Origin of the sequence: Sphingobium sp. B7D2B (genome assembly GCF_025961895.1) — a bacterium.
Taxonomy (GTDB): Bacteria; Pseudomonadota; Alphaproteobacteria; order Sphingomonadales; family Sphingomonadaceae; genus Sphingobium.
This window is the reverse complement of the sequence record NZ_JAOQOM010000001.1, coordinates 3,472,213-3,489,683: the sequence shown is the minus strand read 5'-3', so window position 1 is coordinate 3,489,683 and position 17,471 is coordinate 3,472,213. Positions and strand designations below refer to the sequence as shown.

Below are 17,471 nucleotides of genomic sequence, written 5' to 3'. Positions count from 1 at the left end.
CTCCCCTCGTTCGCGAACGAGGCTGGTGCGCTGGGCGCAAATAGGACGGAGCGATAATGGTGATGGGGATCGAAGCGCGGGCGATAAGCCTTCTGGATGATGGAAGGCGCCGCTACGATCCGGTCAAGCCTGTCATCCGGTCCCATCTCGCGCGCCGCTTCCCTCGCCAGGCCCAGACGCGGATTCTGTTCATCTATGCCGATGACCAGATCGCCTGGCCGCAAATCTACCCTTTCTATCATGACGCGGATCGCTTTGCCCGACAGGGCTATGCGTTCCGCGCCGTGCCTTATCCGGCGGAGAATGCGGAGCATCTGATCAAGGACGCGTCCGCCATCCTGATCCAGTCCTTTTATGTGTTGCCGGATGGCGAGCTCGAACGCGTATTGGAGCGGGTCAAGTGCGCCAATCCGCACGCGCTCATCACCTATCTCGACTGGTTCGCGCCGACCGATGTCCGCTTTGCCGACCGGGTCGCGGATTATGTCGATCTCTATGCCAAGAAATCACTGATGCTGGAACGCGATCATTATCGCGTCGCCCAAGCAGCGCACACCAATCTCGCGGCTTATTACGGCAACAAGGCGGGGCTGATTGTGGACGAGCCAAACTGGCGCTGTCGGCCGGACATCGTCGACCGGCTCGTGCTGGCGCCGGCTTTTGCGACCGCGCCAGTGCTGCTCAAGGCGTTCGAACAGCGTCAGGCGATCCCCAGCGGTCCCCGCCCCATCGACGTTCATGCGCGCTTCGCGCTCGCACCTGCGCAGTTGCACGCCGAGGGGCGGGTGGACGCGGGTGAGCGCACCCATTGGTATGTAATCATGCGCCGCGAGGCCGAGCAGGCCGTGCGAGCCCTCGCTGCGCGCCATCAGGTGGCGTGGCAGGGCCGGGTCGATCGGGCTGCGTTCATGAGCGAGATGGACCAGTCCCAGCTGTGCTTCAGCCCGTTCGGTTTTGGCGAGATCTGCTGGCGCGATCTGGAGGCGGTGCTGACCGGCGCCGTGCTGGTGAAGCCCGACATGAGCCATCTGGAAACCTTCTGCGACATCTACCGGGCCGGGGAAACCTATGTGCCGGTGCGTTGGGATTTGTCGGACCTGGAGGATGTCGTTGCGGACTTGCTCAAGCGGCCCGACGAATGCCGGGCCATTGCCGAGCGTGCCTTCGCTGCGATCAAGAGACATCTTGATGGCCCCAAGCTCGAAACGCTACTGCAGCGATTGACGGCAGGGGCCGCCTCGGCCGGCTAAGCCTGCCTTTTATTGCTCGGATAGTCCTGGCTGGGGCCTTTTGAACCGTCCCAGCTTGCGCAGGACGCCGCTGAAGATGGCGATCAGATCCGTTTCCGGCCCTGCGGGCCGTCCGCGCAGGATCCACACGCCCAGATGGCAGGCGATATAAGCCACCCCGCCGACCGCAATCGTCGCCAGCAGGCCGGACACGCTGTGTGCGACATGGGCGGGCAAGGCCATCTTGAACGCGATCACTCCTGCGCACATGCCGCCCACGGCGACAAAGGTGCGCGCGCAGCCGAGAAACTGACGGCGGATGCTGACATGCACGATCTGTTTGGCGAGCAGCATGTTGAGCAGGACAGAGGCAAGGGTGGACAGCACGCGCGCCCCGAGCAGCCCCGTAATGCCGAACAGCAGAAGCCCGGTAATGATAAGCGGCACGCGGAATGCAAAGGTCATGAGATCGCGCACGAACAGCGCGCGGGTCGCGCCCATGGCCATCGCAAGCGGCGCGGTGGCGGTGACCAGATTCTCGAACGCGAAGGTAAAGGCCAGCACCTGCATGATCGGGATAATCTCGATCCATTTCGGGCCGAGCAACACATGAACGAACATGTCGGCAACCAGGCCGAAGCCGGCGCCGGCCGGCACGCAGACGGCGAAAATGACGGTCAGGGTGCGCTGATAGGCCGCAGCGAGCCGGGCGGGATCATGCCGTACCGCGGTGAGGCCGGGAAATAGCAGTCGGATGAGCGGCGTTGAGAGCTCGCGCGTGGGCATCCGCGCCTTCTCATCGGCATAGCTGTAAAATCCGACTTCGCGCTGCCCCAGAACACCGCCCAGCACGAGACTGTCGATGCGCGCGTTGACGGTCGTCAGCACGGAACTGAAGGTCATCCAGATCGAGAAGGACCAGATCTCGCGCACCTTCGAGAGCCTGAGGCGCGGCAGATAGGGCGCATAGAGATGCGTGACCACCACGCTGAGGAACTGCATCAGCACGATCGGGATCACGATCGCCCAATAGGTCTGGTACAGATAGGCGATCACGACCGAAGCGGTGACGGCCGCCACGCGCGTTACGACCCCGGCGATCGCGTCCGGCGCAAAGGAGAGCTGCTTCTGGATCATCGGCCAGCGGGCACTGTAGAAGCCGCTGATGAAAGCCTGCCCCGAAAGCGCAAGCATGATCGGCGCGAGGCGACTGTCGTCATACATGGCCGCGACCGGCCAGGCTGCCCCGGCCAGCAGCAGCGTCAGCATCATCGCACGGAGGAAGCCCAGCGTGAACGCGCTGTGGAAGTGATCGTCCTCGATATCGTTGATCTGGATGAGCGCCTCGGACAGCGGCATGGAGGTCAAGGCCGTCACCACCGCGCTGACCCCCAATGCAATGGCGACCAGGCCGAAATCTTCCGGCATCAGCAGGCGCGCCAGCACGATCGATGAGGCGAACGACACTGCGTTGATGATGACCTGCGAGGTCATCACCCAGCCGGCCCCCTTCACGAGTCGCGTGGTCACCGAGGATGTGGGAGCGCTTTGGGACATGAAAAAGGGGCTCTGATTCGGAAACGGGCGACAGGGCGGAGGCTGGAAGGCTCATAAGAACCCGCCAGGGGTTTTGATACTGTTAAAGAGGCGGTCCGTTCCGGCCTGCCGTTGACAGGGCACGAGCGTTGCAGTAACGACCACCGTTCCCAATGCGACGAGGTCAACGGCAGCGCGAGCGAGCGCTCGCCGTGCTTTGCGCGTCCGGGTTCAACGCTACGAGATAGGATGCCCGCCAGAGCATCCTGTGGAGCAGGAGGATATATGGCACGTATTGCGGGGGTCAACATCCCGACCAACAAGCGCGTGATCATCGCGCTGACCTACATCCATGGCATCGGTCCCCGGACCGCCGTGGGCATCGCCGACAAGCTCGGCATCGATCACAGCCGCCGGGTTCAGGACCTGACCGACGCGGAAGTGCTGCAGATCCGTGAAACGATCGACGCCGACCTGACGGTCGAGGGCGATCTGCGTCGCGAAACCGCGATGAACATCAAGCGCCTGATGGATCTGGCCTGCTATCGCGGCCTGCGTCATCGCAAGGGCCTGCCGGTCCGTGGCCAGCGCACGCACACCAATGCGCGCACCCGCAAGGGCAAGGCCAAGCCGATCGCCGGCAAGAAGAAGTAACGCAAGGCCGGATGGCGCGATGCTGGCATGGCTGCGGCCATGCCATCGCGAGCCGCCCGGCGCCGGAGCGATCCGGCTTCTTCTGTTCCGCCGGGCGCATGTGCTGAAACATCGCATCCGCACCCGCCAGAACAGTCCGGACCAGACGTCCTCCGCCGTAGCAGGCCCGCCCCAGTTGAGGCGCGCCAGACCCGGCAAGGCTCGCAAGGGCAGGGACGTGCAGGGGCAAGGCGCGACCACCGGATCATCCGGTTCCTCGCTCCCCGCCCCGGCAGCGTGCTAGCGCTCAGGTCCTGGTCCCGCATGGGATCGCCTCTTTCAACGGGCCTGCCGATCACTCGGCGCCCGAGGCGGGATGGGTGATCGACATGGGGACCGGCAAAGGGACGATGCTCCCGGCGCGGACAGGCATGGCAGGGTGTGTGCGACGCAGGAATTGCGAAACAGGCGCAGGCACCGGTTCAACCAGTTTCGAGTAGGAAAGTTAGTCAGATGGCACGGGAACCCCAGCGGCTTCGCAGGCGCGAGCGCAAGAATATCTCGGCAGGCGTCGCGCATGTGAACGCCAGCTTCAACAACACCATGATCACCATCACCGATGCGCAGGGCAATGCGATCAGCTGGTCCAGCGCCGGCATGATGGGCTTCAAGGGCAGCCGCAAGTCGACGCCTTATGCCGCGCAGGTCTGCGCCGAAGACGCCGGCCGCAAGGCTGCCGAGCATGGCGTGCGCACCCTCGAGGTGGAAGTCAAAGGCCCCGGTTCGGGCCGCGAATCGGCTCTGCGCGCGCTGCAGGCCGTCGGTTTTACCATCACGTCCATCCGTGACGTCACGCCGATCCCGCACAATGGCGTGCGGCCGAGCAAGCGCCGCCGCGTCTGATTCGGCCCGACGAGCAGGGCGGGGGTTTCTTTGCGGAAACCCCATCCCTGCCCGACCATTCCTTCTAAGGCCGGGGCCGGATCGCAGCTGCACTCCACCGTCCTCCGCCCAACTCCCAGGGGAAATACATGACTGTCAACATCCGGAACTGGCAGGAATTGAAGAAGCCCAATGGCCTCGAGATCAAGGCCGGGGGCGACCCGAAACGCCGCGCGACCTTCGTCGCCGAGCCGCTTGAGCGCGGCTTTGGCCTGACGCTGGGCAACGCGCTTCGCCGCGTGTTGCTCTCCTCGTTGCAGGGCGCCGCCGTCACCGCGATCAAGATCGAGAACGTGCTTCACGAATTCTCGAGCCTCGCCGGTGTGCGCGAAGACGTGACCGACATCGTGCTCAACGTGAAGCAGATCGCGCTCAAGATGGAGGGCGAAGGCCCCCGCCGTCTTCAGCTCAGCGCCACCGGGCCCACGACCGTCACCGCTGGTGACATCGTGGTGACCGGCGACATGGCCGTGATGAACAGCGATCTGGTGATCTGCCATCTGGACGAAGGCGCCAGCTTCAACATGGAGCTGACCGTCGACACCGGAAAGGGCTATGTGCCTGCCGTGAACAACCGCCCGGCCGATGCGCCGATCGGCCTCATCCCGGTGGATGCGCTCTACTCGCCCGTGCGCCAGGTGGCGTACAAGGTCGAGAACGCCCGTATCGGCCAGGAGCTGGACTATGACCGGCTCAACCTGACGGTCGAGACGGACGGCACCGTCAGCCCCGAGGATGCCGTGGCCTATGCCGCGCGCATCCTGCAGGATCAGCTGCAGCTCTTCGTTCACTTCGAGGATGCGCTGCCGACCGCCGGCCCGAGCACGGGTGCAGGCGCCGGTGCCGCCGCTGACGAAGGCGAGGGCGATGCAAACCAGATCAACCGCTATCTGCTCAAGAAGGTGGACGAGCTGGAGCTTTCGGTCCGGTCGGCCAACTGCCTCAAGAACGATAACATCATCTACATCGGCGACCTCGTCCAGAAGACCGAGGCCGAGATGCTCCGCACGCCGAACTTCGGCCGCAAGAGCCTCAACGAGATCAAGGAAGTGCTCTCCAGCATGGGCCTGCGCCTCGGGATGGACATCCCGGGCTGGCCCCCGGAGAACATCGAGGAGATCGCCAAGAAGCTCGAGCAGGAACTGCTGGGCTAAAAAGCTCGGGTCAAAGTGAACCTTTGACCCGGTTCACTCGGATGATCGGAAAGGCCCCTGCCGTGCGGTGGGGGCTTTTTCTGTTAGAGCGGATAGGCTAACCTTCTGAAGAGCTTGGGGGGTAGGTAATGAAGGTTTCACTTCACCGATACGCAAAGCCGCGCGCTTTCCGCACTAGCCAAGAGTTCATTGATTACGCGGCGACACAACAAGCAAAATTTGAAGGAATGGCATCGAGCCATCCTTCAGCTTATGGCCAATGGGGCAGAACCTGTTCTACTCATTGGGCTAGGGCGCAGGCGCTAGCAGTGCAATCGGGCGGAAATGAAATCCAAATATCTGAAGGTCTGCGGGATAATCCCTGCCTCGATTACGAAAGCCCACTGACTGACATGCTGCGGCGATGTACGCAGGAAAAGCGACCGCAAGCGATAGATGGCGCTCTCAGAGCTTTAAAGGCTTCGTATGATAATAACCATACGGGCAACTTATCGATGGGTGCCTTTAACGGTGCGATCGAAGCAATCATGGCCGCAACAATAACAGAATACGTGAGTTCAAAATCATCGAAGAAGACGTTGGCCGCTATCGTTGATGACCATGAAGCCAGATTGAGCAACATCCTAGAGAATGATCAGATAAATCTTATGAAAAAACGAGAAGAATTTGACGGATTATCTGAAGATATTGAAACTCGGTCAAAGCAAATGGAAACAGAAATATCTAGTTGGTTCCAAAAATCCAAATCTCAGTGGGTAGAGATATACAATAATTTTATCGAACAATTAAAAACAGAAACTGCAGTTGAATTGTGGCAAAATAGGTCTAAAGATCATCGTTTGCGCCATGATAATTTATCAAAATTAATCCGTTATATCGGAATTTTTGGACTCGTTTTCGGGGTTTTATGGATATTCATTGGATTTACAATTGCGCGGTGGATGTTTCCAGATGACGTGACAGCGCAAATTGCAACATATTCAGCCAGCTCGGTAATATTATTTACGATGTTCATTTGGACGTTGAGGGTGCTCGTGCGATCTATGATGTCTGAGAGCCACCTCGCAACAGATGCTTCTGGGCGTGCAGCAATGGCTCATACCTATCTTGCTTTAAGCAAGGACGATGCAGCATCTCAAGAAGACCGTACCATAATTCTTGCTGCTCTGTTCGCTCCGGTTTCCGACGGATTGGTGAAGGATGACGGGCTCCCCATTCTTTCGCCGGCAGCAATTGCGGCGTCAGCTATCACCAATCCTCGCTCCTCTTAGTCGCTCCTCATTCCCTCCGGCCACGCTTCCCCTTGACTCTGCGCCCCCAACCCGCTTTAGGGCGGCGCTTCAAGTCCTTCTTGCAGGAGGCCGGGTTTTGGCGGTGCCCGTTATGCATCGCCTGGTACGGGGTGCCTTGCACGGCCCCATAACGAACGAAGGACTGGACTCATGCGTCACAGATATGGCGGCCGCAAGCTGCAGCGTACTTCCGCTCACCGCACCGCGATGTTCCGCAACATGGCGGCCGCGCTCATCAAGCACGAGCAGATCAAGACCACGCTGCCCAAGGCCAAGGAACTGCGCCCCTATGTCGAGAAGCTGATCACGCTCGCGAAGCGCGGTGGCCTCTCCAACCGTCGTCTGGCGCATGCCCGCCTGCTCGACGACACGCAGCTCACCAAGCTGTTCGACGTGCTGGCCGAGCGCTACAAGGATCGCGCCGGCGGCTATACCCGCATCATTAAGGCGGACATCCGCGCGTCGGACGCCGTGCAGATGGCGATCATCGAGCTGGTCGACCGCGACGAGAGCGCCAAGGGCCAGGACAGCGGCCCGGTGCAGACCGCCGATGAGGACGAGCTGGAAGCCGCCTGAGGCCTCCACAGCCCGGCCTGACCGGACAAAGTATTTAAAAGGCCCCGCTGGCACGGCCGGCGGGGCTTTTTGCTGTCTGCTGGCATGGAGCCGGGGTGACGGCGAGCCCTGTGATGCCCTGATCGCGCGGGGCCCAGCCCCGCCCCATGGCGAGGCGTCTCCGCCATGTCCCTATCTGTCAGAGGCTTTTGCGCTGTCGGCTTCCGCCATGGCCGAGCGCCGCGCTCATGCCGCGCGCGGCCTTGATCACGGCCGCGCTGAGGCTGGGCTGCATCTCGGCATCGTAACGCACGGCGGGAATGGCGACGCCAAGGCTGCCGAAGATCTGGCCGCGCGCATTGAACACCGGCGCCGCCGTGCCATTGGTACCGAGCGCGCTGGGGCTGGTCGCCACGAAGCAGCCCTGCTTGCGCACGCGCTCATTCTCGGTCTGCAGCAGCTCGTAGGTCATTGGCGGCGTGCCCGCCTCCAGCGGTGGCCCCTGCCGTTCGATAGCGATGCGCACATCGGCCTCGTCCAGCCAGGGCAGCATGGCGCGGCCGAGCGCACCCCAGACGAGCGCGCGCGTCTTGTAGGTCTCCACGACATATTGCAGCGGGTGGAGCGCGTTGATCGTCTCGATGATCGAACAGCTATGCTCGTTCGGCAAATAGAGCGCGAAGGCACAGGTCTCCTGAAACGCATCCGACAGGTCGGCGAGGAACGGCCTCGCGATGGCGCCATAATCGAATTGCGCGGCGACCATGGAGGAGAGGCGCACCAACTCGCGGCCGACGCGATAGCTGCCGTGGCTCGATTTCTCGACGAAGTTCATCGCGCCGAGAGACTGGAGCAGGCGATAGGCGGTGCTGGTCGGGATGCCGACATCCTCGGCGAGGTCGCGCGGGGTGAATTCGCCATGCTCGGCGACAGACTTGAGCGCCCGCAGCGCGCGCTCGATCGCGCCGGTCATTTCGGGAGCTTCACTGGCCTTTGCCATCACCACGCATCCTTCTTGCCGCGCCGGCCGTTTCCCGCCCGCTCCGCGCAGCCCAGCTTCGCAGGCTCTTAGGGAGTGGGCGGTAAATTCGCAATCACCGGACCCCGGTCGCGCGCAATGCCAATTTGCGGCGCGGCTTTAGGGGAAGTTCTTGCGTTGGACCGTCCAGCGCGGATCAGTGCAGAGCGTGCAGTCCGCGCCGACGAACCAGCGCGCGGCGCGCGGGTCGCCCTTGAGCTGCCAGTCCAGCCAGGCCAGCGCCACCGTGCCATAAGCCCCGCCATTTTTGAGCAGGAAGGTGCCGGAATGAGCGACATCCTTGCGCACCGCGAGCATCGCGGGGATGCCGCTGATGCGCGAGAAGTCGTCCGTGCCATTGGGCAGGGCGCTGTCCTTCTCGCCATGAATATAGGCAATCGTGCCGTGGATCGTCTCGAGCGATTTCTTGGTGATCTCGGGCGCGCCGGGCAGGCCGCCGGTGCCGATGTTCCAAACACCGCCATTGAGCATCAGCGTGGTCGTGACGCGCGGATCGGTGGAGGACATCGCCAGCGCCTGCAGCGTGCCGCAGCTATGGCCGGAAACGCCGATCTTGCTGGTATCGAGCCGGCCCTTGAGCGGGCTGCCCTCCTTGCTGTTCTGCGCCACTGCCCAGTCGATTGCGGCTTTCATCTCGTGCGGCAGCGTGCCGGTGGGGCCATCGAGCGGCGGCGGCGTCTCGGGCATGCCGAATTCGCGCGGCCAGCGCCCGAAATTATTCTCCTCGCCCTTGGGACCGATCTTGCCCAGCGCCACGACGAGATAGCCATGCGCGGCAATGTGATCGAGCATGTAGCGATAGGCATTGCCCTTGTCTGCGCAGCCGCCATTCGCCCAGATGAAGATAGGCAGCTTCTTGTCCCTGAGCGCGGTGAGATTGGCCGGCTGGTAGACGGTGTGGTGATCGAGGCCGTCGATCTCGTCGGTCATCGTTACCCGATAGGGGCCGGAGCCGCTGCTGGTGGAGGTGGTGGCCGGGGCCGCCGTGGCGAGCGCCGCGCTGAGCGCGACGGATATCAGGGCCTTGCTGCTGTTCAACATTGCTGCCTCTCCGGCTTCATCGGGGGATTTGAGAAATGGCCGAGGCGGCGGCGGGATGATGGCCATCCCGCCGCCGCCTGCCGGTGCATTAGAAGGTGCGCTTGAGCGACAGCGACCACTCGCGCGGCATGCCGGGGTTGGCCGCCACGGTGCCCGAGTTGTTGTTGGGGCCGATGCCGGTCCAGTACAGCTTGTTGGTGATGTTGGTCACCTGCAGGGCAAGCTGCCAGTCATCATCCGCCGAGTTCCAGGCGATGCGGCCGTTGAGCAGACCGTAGGACGGCAGATAGGACAGCACGTTGTTCTGCACCGTCAGGGTCTGCTGCCGCGAACGCCAGCTCCAGTCGAGGCGCGGCGTGATCGAACCGGTGGAACCGAGATCGAACTTATATTGCGCGCCGACGCTGATCTGCCGCTTGGGCGCATAGGGCAGCGTCATGCCGTACCGCAGGCCGGCGCCCAGACCGCCCGACGGTGCCGTGCAGGTCGTCGGCGTGAGGGCCGGCGAGCAGCCCGACAGCTGATCGTACTTGAAGTCCAACAGCGCCGCCGATGCATCGATGAGCAGATTGTCGACCGGCTCGAGCGACAGTTCGGCTTCCAGACCCTTGAGCGTGGCCTTGCCTGCATTGACGAAATAGGAGCAGGTCAGGTCGTTGGGCGAAATCGGGCAGCCGGCATTCGGGGCGGTCGTCACGCGCGAGAAGACACTCGCGATGAAGTCCGAATATTTGTTGACGAATGCCGAGACGTTCAGCTGCGCGCGCCGATCAAAGAACCGCGACTTGAAGCCGATTTCATACGCCTTGAGGTTCTCGGGGTCGAACGGAACCGCCTGCGCCGGTGTATAAGGACGGGGATTGATGCCGCCACCCTTGAAGCCGGTGGCGACGCTTGCGTAGGTCATGATGTCCGGCGTCCACTGATATTGCAGCACAGCGCGCCAATCGACATTGTTGCCCTTGTAGTCGCCCTCAGCGCCATTCAGTCCGCAGAACGCAACGTGGACGACGCCATAGTTCACGCCATTGACCGTGCAGGGGAAATAGGGCGCCGGGTTACCGGCCTGCACGCCGGGACGACCGCCCCGGAAGAAGCGGAACGTCTTTTCTTCCTCGGAATAGCGGATGCCGCCGTTCAGCTCGAGCTTGTCGGTGATCCGCCAGGAGGCATTGGCGAAGGCCGCCCAGTTGGTGGCGGGGATTTCGTCATATTCGGTGAAGATCAACAGACCCTGGTTGATCGTGCCGCGATAGGTGCCGAAGCGGTTGATGTAGAAGCCGCCCACGACCAGATCGACCTTATTGTCGAACAGGCTGGAGGCAAGGCGTAGTTCCTGGCTGAACTGCCAGTTGGTCGCTTCATAATCGATCAGCGCGTTGCTGAGCGGTGTGGCATCGAAATCCTGCACCCAGTTGGCCGTGAAGCTGCGATAGGCGGTGATCGAGGTCAGCTTGAGATTGTCAGAGAAGCTGTAATCGATGTTGCCGCTGACGCCCCAGCCATTCACGCGGCTCTGCGACTTGAAGCAATAGGGCGCGGAGCCATCCACGGGCTGCGCATCGCAGTAGGTGGAGTAATTGACATAGGGGCTCTTGGTGAAGCTGTCCCCCGCCACGCCCCAAGGCGAATAGGGTACGAACGGCGAGGTGCCGGTCGTGGGATTCCACAGATTGAGGCCGTTGGTCGGGGCCGTGGAATACATGGGATAGTTGCGGCTGAGGTTCAGCCCCGTCGTGCCCGGCGTGTAGGTGGTCGCGTTGGCCGTGCCGACGAAGATCAGCGTCTGCGGTGCGGCCTCCGAATCGTCGCGGGTAATGTCGCCACTGATGTTGATTTCCAGATCTTCGGTCGGCACCCAGCGCAGGGAGCCGCGCGCCGCGACATAAGATTTGCCACCCTCCGTGCCGAGCTGGCACTTGCGGCCATCGGCTTGCGAGGGAATGTTGTAGACCGCGTCCAGTTGCGGATGGGTACAGGCGAAGTCATAGACCTTCACATAACCATCCTGATTGCGCGACACGCCCGAGATGCGGGCGAACAGGCGATCCGGCACGATGGTGAAGTTGGCGGCAGCGCGCACGTCCACGCGATTGAGGCTGCCAACGGTCGCTTCCACGAAGCCGCCGTCATTGCCATCGGGCTTCTTGGTGTAGAGCTTGATGGCGCCACCGATGGAGTTCATGCCCGCCAGTGTGCCCTGCGGCCCGCGCAGCACTTCGACCCGCTCCAGATCGAGCAGATCGAGCACCGATCCGGTGAGCGTCGAATAATAGACGTCATTCACATACACGCCCACGCCCGGCTCGAAGGCGAGGCTGAAGTCGGCCTGGCCGATGCCGCGAATATGGGCCTGCAGCGACGGGCCCTGCGGATTGCTCTCGCGCAGGTTCACGTTCGGCGCTTTGGTGGCGATCTCGGTGATGCTGGTCTGGCCGCGTGCCTCAAGCTGCTGCGCGCTCAGCGCGGTGATGGCGATCGGCGTCGACTGCACGTTCTGCGAGCGGAACTGGGCGGTGACGATGATGTCTTCCGTCTTGCCGCCCTCTTGCGGGGCGGCATCCGTCTGTGCGGCGGCCGCGGTGGCGAACAGGCTGGCGGGCACGCACAATGCGGCGGCCAGGGTGATGCGTGATATGCCACCGAGGCGGACATGGCCACGCGCGCGTCCTTTCAGAAACTCGGAAATCATTGGCTCTCTCCCTCAACTCGAATTTTGAAAAAATCGGCTGTCTGGACTCAGAATTTTGTCATTTTACGTCGTCTGAAAACTGGCCTGGCCCGGTCGCTGCGGTCTGGCTTCGTGCTTGTGTTTGCGCGATTGCGTGAACCGGATCGGGCCTTGCTCCCCCTTCTTCCCCTCCTTCTTCAGTGTCTGGCGCGCACTCTCCGGCAGAGTCGCTCAGGCGACGATCCATAGGGTGTCGCGAGTGTCGTTACGTGCCTCCCCGCGCATGGCTGTCGCAGCGCAGATCGGCGGCTGGACCGGCGTCGGAGGCCTTGGGCCGTGAGGCTTGTGCGGGCCATGCGCAGAGCGGGCGGACCGCCGTCACGGTCCCGTTCGCGTCCGCATGCCGGGCGAAGATCGCGCCGGGCGTGGTGCCTTGCTCCACCCATGCCACCAGCGCCGCGAGCAGATCGCTCTCCGGCTTGCCGGTCGCGCTGCGGTCTTCCGATCCGCCGAAGCGGTCCGTGCCGGCCCCGCCCCGGCAGTGCTGCATGCCCGGGACCATGTAGAGCCGGGCGAAGGCGTCGCGGTCCTGCTCCGCCTCTGCGCCCATGCGCGCGAAGAGATCGAGCGTGGAGAGTGGCTGCACGGATGCATCGGCCCAGCCATGATAGAGGATCAGCTTGCCCCCGCGCGCCGCGAAGGTCCGCATGTCGGCGCTGCGGGCATCCATGGTTGCAAAGCTTTTGCGGGCGGCCGCGAGATCGGCGGCGAGATCGAAGCTTGCCGGGTCCCAGCCGGCGTCGCCCCGGCCTGCACTGTGACGCGCATGGCCGAACATCTGGACAGGCAGCGGTGGCAGGCCGCCGGGGCGGGCCGTGATGCCGGGCAGCAGACCGAAATCATGGGTCTTGCCACTGTTGTCGGTGAGCGGGGCAACGATGTTCGCGATGGTTTTGACGGCGGCGGGCGCAAGGCAGTCTTTGGATTGGCCTGGCTTGCAGGCGAGTTCCTCGACGCGGAAAGCGCAGCTGCGCGGATCGTCGATGATGCCATCGACCGCCCCGTCATCCCTATCGCAGCGCGCGATGGCGCGCCGCGAGACCAGATCCCAGTCCGCCGCGCTGACCGCGACGCCATCGCCCTGCGTCTGGGCCAGATGCACATGCAGCAGCCGGGCGGCGAGCAGGGGCACGTCCAGACCCGGCGCACCGATCAAGGCGCCGTCATAATCGCCTGGGTAAAGCTGCAGTTCCCGCAGACCTTGCCGTCCGCCGCCGGAGCAGCCGAGGAAATAGGCGTGCGCGGCCGGCGCGCCGTAAAAGCCATCGATGATCGCCTTGGAGACCTGCGTCAGCCGGTGATAGGCGAGATGGGCATAGGTTTCCGACTTGCGGGCATCGTCGATCCAGCGCTCGCCTTGGCGGTGCCCGGTATCGCTGGAGGCAGCGGCAAAGCCCTGCTCCACGCCGCGCGCCATGTCGGCATAATTATAATAGCCAGCCTCGCCGCCGACGCCGGTGCCGAGGAAGCGCCGATTCCAGTCGCGGGGAAGCCAGAGCTCGAAGCCGATGTCCCCATCAATCCTGCCAGCCAACCGGCAGAAGTCGGCACGCACCGCTTCGCCTTTTGGCGATGTCGGCGAGGTGGGGCTCTGCCAGTGCGGCGCGGGGGCCACCGTTTCGAGTGTGGTGAGCGTCACGTTGGCAGGCAGGAGGGCGCGGGCCGCTGCGCAGCGATCGGCAAAGGCGGGCGCCTCATCGGCGGCGAGCGCAGCGGAGGCGCTGCCGAGCAGGCCCGCCAGAGCGAGGGTCTTGCAAGCTGTGAGGGATCGCCGCGCGATCACAGCACCGCCCAGTAGGAGAAGACCGCGCGGTCGGCGCGGCGATCGATCTTGCCGACGAACATCGTGCGGCAGAGCCAGTCATGCGGACCTTCCGGCGCATCGAACACCGGGCTGGCGCCGGCATAATAGTCCGCCGGGTCGACGGCCTCGTAATTCTGGAGCCGGGCCAGCACATCCTTGTTGCCATGCCGCACGCCGCGGTTCTGGAGCTCGATGATCGTGCCGTCATCCGCCTGGATCAGATAGCGCGCCTCGAACTTGACGGTATGGTCGGTGCGGATGGTCGGCCAGTCACCGCCGCTGTGCGGGACGACGATCCCATTCAGGCGCGGGCCGCGTACGATGCCGCTTTCCACGCCCACAAAGCCGCGCTCGGCACCCCAGAAGGTGGGGCCGTAGCGATAGCGCTTGGTCAGCTCGATCTCGATCTCGAAGGCGAAATCGAGCGCGGGCGGCTGGCGCTCGGGCGTTAGCGATCTACTCATTAGCGGCCCCTCCTCATCAGCGTATCCAAGGCCCGGGCGGGCGCGGTTCGCGTTCGCCGAGCTGCTCGGAGCCGAAGCGCGCCATGTAGCTGCGCTGCGCGGCCAGCGGATCGGATTCGAGCCGAACGGTCTTGCCGAAGCGCATCGTGGCCCGCAGCGAGGGTTCGTAGGGCAGCCACACCGGCATGTGCGGAGTGTCCGGCCGGCCGGTCCGGGCGAAGGCGGTCCATGCGCCGGACATGGCGGCGCGCAGGGCGTCGGCTTCCGGCGTCACCGTGCCGACGCCGGAATGCGCCTCGATATTGCCGAAGGTGAAGGCCAGCTCAATGCCATGGGGCGACACCCCGTGCAGACTGCCAATGTCAGTCGGCCAGTCGACCAGGTAGAGATAGGCCGGCGCCCGTCCCAGCGCGGCCTTGCTCTCGGCCTGGATCGTCGCATCGAGCAAATAGGATCGGTCGGTGGTCAGCCGTGCGAACAGCCGGGTGTTGCTATGATCGGGGAACATGCCGCGCCAGGTCTCGATGGCCTTGGGCGCTTCGCCGGGTGGGAAGAAGCGCAGCGATTCCTCCAGCACCCGCGCATCGCTCATCGTGTCGTAGGACGGCACATGGCCGAGGAAGATCGTGGTTTCTTCGATCGTCGTGCCGAGCATCATCGGCACGTCGGCACTGAGCAGCGGCGCGTGCGGCAGGAACGGGTGCTGGACCACGCTCAACCCGTCCACGAAGGGACGAAACTGGCCGGTCTCGTTGCGCACCTCGATGCCAGTGGCGGTGAGCGTGCGGGTCGGCACGTCCGCCAGCCGGCGCAGCCCGCCCTTGCGGATGCCCAGCTTGTGCAGGAGGCGGTCGGCGCGGTCGAGCGAGACCTCGCGCGAGTCGAGCCGGATGCCGGGGCCGCTCTGCGAGATGGCGCGGTGGAACAGGCCCGAAGCCGCCGGCATCGTCATCATCGCATTGATTTTGCGGCCGCCGCCGGAATGGCCGAAGATCATCACCCGGCCGGGATCGCCGCCGAACTGGCCGATATTCTCGCGCACCCAGGCGAGGGCCAGCGCAATGTCGAGTGCGCCGGCATTGCCGGAGAGCGCATAACGCTCATCGCCCGCTTCCGAGAGATTGAGATAACCGTGGATGTTGAGGCGATGGTTGATCGAGACCATCACCACGTCATGATTGCGCGCCAGCCAGGCGCCATTGCTGACGGGATCGTCCGAGCCACCGACTTCCCAGCCGCCGCCATGGACCCAGACCATCACCGGCTTGCTGCCGGTCAGCGAGCCGGTCCAGACATTGGCGACAAGGCAGTCTTCCGAATGCGTGGGCGTGTCGGGACCGCCGAGAAAGCCATGCTGCGGGCAGCGCGGCCCGTAGCGCGAGGCGTCGCGCACATCGCTCCAGGGCTTGCGTGGGACAGGCGGGAGGAAACGTGCGGCGCCGCCCGTCGGCTCGCCATAGGGAATGCCCTTGAACGCATAAACGGCGCCCTCGGTAATGCCCTGCACCTTGCCGGCCGAGGTCGAAACAATGGGCCGCTCACCGACCGCGCCGATGGCGGCGAGCGAGGGCGCGGCGATCAATCCGACGCCAGCGCCGAGTAGGCCGCGCCGCGAGAAGGCCATGTGTGGCCGCCGTGACAAGCTGCCGGTGCGTGCGGTGGAGAACGGATCGCTCATCGCATCGCCTTCCGCGATGGGAAGGCGCGCTGAGACACGCGGATGCAGCCGGGATGCAGCATTGTCCTCTCCTGTGAACCAAGCTCCTGCCGCGACTCTTTGCTGAATCGTCTAGCAATCGTGAGATGAAACTTGCAAATTTGTTCATTCAGTGCAAGCTGGTTCCGTTCAATGAGAAAAAAATGCCGTTTCCCATTTCGTTGCGAAGCGGTTGAGCGGGGAAATGCGGATCGCCGAGTCGGGCCAGAGGTCTGAACCAGGCGGCCGCGCGGAGAGGGTGCGATTCGGTCCGGCGCGTGTGCGACGGCTGGCGACACCGGATCGGACGATCATGGGTCGGGGAGAGGTGAGAGGATGAAGATATCGCTAGTGCTGGGTGCCCTTCTGCTGGTGGGCGTGACCGCCGCGATCAGCTGGTGGCTCGGGATCAATCACGAGCGCAGGCGTGAGCAGGCCAATATCGAGATGGTGCTGGCGATGTGGGATGGCGTCATCAATCGCGCCGATCCCGATGCGGTGATGAAATATATCGATGAGGGTTACATCCAGCATAATCCCAATGTGCGGCAGGGCCGCGAGGGGGTGCTGGAGCTGATCTCGCTGATCCGCAATCCCCCGCCCGCGATGATCCCGCCCGGCAAGAAGACGCTGAAGAAGGCCATCGCGCAGGGCGACTATGTGGTGGTGATCTGGACCCAGCCGCAGCCCGATCCGCACAATCCCGGCGAGACCTACTCCGGCGAAGCCTTCGACATGTTCCGCATCGCCGATGGCAAGGTGGTCGAGCATTGGGACGATACCCGCAAGGCGCTGACACCCTGGCGGCGCTAGGCGCTGACCCCCAGTTCCGGCGCCCAAGACAAGATTTGAGACCTGAGGAGAGGAACGTTCATGGCCAGTTTCGCTGACGACCGCGCGGAAATCGAGGATCTGCAGGCGCGCTATCTGTTCGCGCTCGATTGGCAGGACCCGGATGGCTACGCCGGCACCTTCGCCGAGGAAGGCGTACTGGATTGGGCCGGTGGCATCGTGCGCGGGCGCGAGGCGATCCGCGAGGAATGCAAGGGCATGCGCACTTACTTCTCGGGGCGCGGCAAGGGCGAGGAGCCGACCCGCCCGCCGCGGCTGCGCCACTTCATCACCAACATCACCGTGAAGGTGGAAGGCGACAAGGCCTGGAGCCGCTCCTTCTGGTTCGAGATCGACAACGATACCCGCCTGCGCACGCCCTATGTCGGCGGCTATGGCCATTATGAGGACGAGTTGCGCCGCGTCGATGGCAAATGGCTCTTCACCTTCCGCAAGATCTGGAACGAGTGCATGGAGGACCGCGCTGCCGAATATGTGAACCCCGTCACGCAGATGGGTTGAGC

At 63.6% G+C, this 17,471-nt stretch carries 15 protein-coding genes; 8 read left to right on the top strand and 7 right to left on the bottom strand.

Going from position 1 to position 17,471, the window contains the following annotated elements:
* Positions 1-56: 56 nt before the first annotated feature.
* Entirely contained in the window at positions 57-1,250 is a 1,194-nt protein-coding gene (locus tag M2341_RS16065) for a glycosyltransferase (RefSeq protein WP_264585916.1), read from the top strand.
* A 9-nt stretch (positions 1,251-1,259) separates the two neighbouring features.
* Here M2341_RS16065 and M2341_RS16060 read toward each other — a convergent pair whose 3' ends face one another.
* Entirely contained in the window at positions 1,260-2,786 is a 1,527-nt protein-coding gene (locus tag M2341_RS16060; RefSeq protein WP_264585915.1) for a lipopolysaccharide biosynthesis protein, read from the bottom strand.
* 264 nt (positions 2,787-3,050) lie between these two features.
* Here M2341_RS16060 and rpsM point away from each other — a divergent pair, with 264 nt between their 5' ends.
* The 5 genes from rpsM (at position 3,051) to rplQ (ending at position 7,362) form a co-directional block, all read left to right on the top strand.
* Entirely contained in the window at positions 3,051-3,419 is a 369-nt protein-coding gene (gene rpsM / locus M2341_RS16055; RefSeq protein ID WP_181558379.1) for a 30S ribosomal protein S13, read from the top strand.
* Between the two features lie 492 nt (positions 3,420-3,911).
* The gene (gene rpsK, locus M2341_RS16050; RefSeq protein ID WP_014077853.1) at positions 3,912-4,301 is read left to right on the top strand and encodes a 30S ribosomal protein S11; all 390 of its coding nucleotides are present in this window, start codon (positions 3,912-3,914) and stop codon (positions 4,299-4,301) included.
* A gap of 128 nt (positions 4,302-4,429) precedes the next feature.
* Positions 4,430-5,494 carry a DNA-directed RNA polymerase subunit alpha gene (locus tag M2341_RS16045; RefSeq protein ID WP_181558380.1) on the top strand — a complete coding sequence of 355 codons (1,065 nt, stop codon included), beginning with the start codon at positions 4,430-4,432 and terminating at the stop codon, positions 5,492-5,494.
* Between the two features lie 128 nt (positions 5,495-5,622).
* Positions 5,623-6,765, top strand: coding sequence for a DUF6161 domain-containing protein (locus tag M2341_RS16040; RefSeq protein ID WP_264585914.1), 1,143 nt, complete (start codon positions 5,623-5,625; stop codon positions 6,763-6,765).
* A 171-nt stretch (positions 6,766-6,936) separates the two neighbouring features.
* Positions 6,937-7,362, top strand: coding sequence for a 50S ribosomal protein L17 (gene rplQ / locus M2341_RS16035; protein WP_264571794.1), 426 nt, complete (start codon positions 6,937-6,939; stop codon positions 7,360-7,362).
* A 178-nt stretch (positions 7,363-7,540) separates the two neighbouring features.
* On the opposite strand, the gene M2341_RS16030 is transcribed toward rplQ, so the two are convergent.
* The 6 genes from M2341_RS16030 to M2341_RS16005 form a co-directional block, all read right to left on the bottom strand.
* Positions 7,541-8,341: an IclR family transcriptional regulator gene (locus M2341_RS16030; RefSeq protein ID WP_181558382.1), complete on the bottom strand. Its 801-nt coding sequence runs from the start codon at positions 8,339-8,341 to the stop codon at positions 7,541-7,543.
* Positions 8,342-8,479: 138 nt separating this feature from the next.
* The gene (locus M2341_RS16025) at positions 8,480-9,421 is read right to left on the bottom strand and encodes a hypothetical protein (RefSeq protein ID WP_264585913.1); all 942 of its coding nucleotides are present in this window, start codon (positions 9,419-9,421) and stop codon (positions 8,480-8,482) included.
* Between the two features lie 88 nt (positions 9,422-9,509).
* The gene (locus M2341_RS16020) at positions 9,510-12,113 is read right to left on the bottom strand and encodes a TonB-dependent receptor (RefSeq protein ID WP_264585912.1); all 2,604 of its coding nucleotides are present in this window, start codon (positions 12,111-12,113) and stop codon (positions 9,510-9,512) included.
* Positions 12,114-12,357: 244 nt separating this feature from the next.
* A complete protein-coding gene (locus M2341_RS16015) occupies positions 12,358-13,935 on the bottom strand; it encodes a tannase/feruloyl esterase family alpha/beta hydrolase (protein WP_264585911.1) in 1,578 nt (525 codons plus the stop codon).
* Positions 13,932-14,420, bottom strand: a complete 489-nt coding sequence (locus M2341_RS16010; protein ID WP_264571798.1) for a DUF3237 domain-containing protein — start codon at positions 14,418-14,420, stop codon at positions 13,932-13,934. Before M2341_RS16010 ends, M2341_RS16015 begins: the two co-directional genes overlap by 4 nt.
* A 16-nt stretch (positions 14,421-14,436) precedes the next feature.
* Positions 14,437-16,098 (bottom strand): carboxylesterase/lipase family protein, encoded by a 1,662-nt coding sequence (locus M2341_RS16005; RefSeq protein ID WP_264585910.1) that lies wholly within the window; start codon positions 16,096-16,098, stop codon positions 14,437-14,439.
* A 354-nt stretch (positions 16,099-16,452) separates the two neighbouring features.
* On the opposite strand from M2341_RS16005, the gene M2341_RS16000 reads away from it, so the two are divergent.
* Positions 16,453-16,929, top strand: coding sequence for a nuclear transport factor 2 family protein (locus M2341_RS16000; RefSeq protein ID WP_264571800.1), 477 nt, complete (start codon positions 16,453-16,455; stop codon positions 16,927-16,929).
* A 60-nt stretch (positions 16,930-16,989) separates the two neighbouring features.
* Positions 16,990-17,469, top strand: a complete 480-nt coding sequence (locus M2341_RS15995) for a nuclear transport factor 2 family protein (RefSeq protein ID WP_181558389.1) — start codon at positions 16,990-16,992, stop codon at positions 17,467-17,469.
* Positions 17,470-17,471 lie beyond the last annotated feature (2 nt).

Excerpts from the sequence above, each read along its gene's own strand:
- M2341_RS16065 (WP_264585916.1), top strand. The coding sequence starts at position 57 with ATGGTGATGGGGATCGAAGCGCGGGCGATAAGCCTTCTGGATGATGGA.
- M2341_RS16060 (WP_264585915.1), bottom strand. The coding sequence starts at position 2,786 with ATGTCCCAAAGCGCTCCCACATCCTCGGTGACCACGCGACTCGTGAAG.
- rpsM (WP_181558379.1), top strand. The coding sequence starts at position 3,051 with ATGGCACGTATTGCGGGGGTCAACATCCCGACCAACAAGCGCGTGATC.
- rpsK (WP_014077853.1), top strand. The coding sequence starts at position 3,912 with ATGGCACGGGAACCCCAGCGGCTTCGCAGGCGCGAGCGCAAGAATATC.
- M2341_RS16045 (WP_181558380.1), top strand. The coding sequence starts at position 4,430 with ATGACTGTCAACATCCGGAACTGGCAGGAATTGAAGAAGCCCAATGGC.
- M2341_RS16040 (WP_264585914.1), top strand. The coding sequence starts at position 5,623 with ATGAAGGTTTCACTTCACCGATACGCAAAGCCGCGCGCTTTCCGCACT.
- rplQ (WP_264571794.1), top strand. The coding sequence starts at position 6,937 with ATGCGTCACAGATATGGCGGCCGCAAGCTGCAGCGTACTTCCGCTCAC.
- M2341_RS16030 (WP_181558382.1), bottom strand. The coding sequence starts at position 8,341 with ATGGCAAAGGCCAGTGAAGCTCCCGAAATGACCGGCGCGATCGAGCGC.
- M2341_RS16025 (WP_264585913.1), bottom strand. The coding sequence starts at position 9,421 with ATGTTGAACAGCAGCAAGGCCCTGATATCCGTCGCGCTCAGCGCGGCG.
- M2341_RS16020 (WP_264585912.1), bottom strand. The coding sequence starts at position 12,113 with ATGATTTCCGAGTTTCTGAAAGGACGCGCGCGTGGCCATGTCCGCCTC.
- M2341_RS16010 (WP_264571798.1), bottom strand. The coding sequence starts at position 14,420 with ATGAGTAGATCGCTAACGCCCGAGCGCCAGCCGCCCGCGCTCGATTTC.
- M2341_RS16005 (WP_264585910.1), bottom strand. The coding sequence starts at position 16,098 with ATGAGCGATCCGTTCTCCACCGCACGCACCGGCAGCTTGTCACGGCGG.
- M2341_RS16000 (WP_264571800.1), top strand. The coding sequence starts at position 16,453 with ATGAAGATATCGCTAGTGCTGGGTGCCCTTCTGCTGGTGGGCGTGACC.
- M2341_RS15995 (WP_181558389.1), top strand. The coding sequence starts at position 16,990 with ATGGCCAGTTTCGCTGACGACCGCGCGGAAATCGAGGATCTGCAGGCG.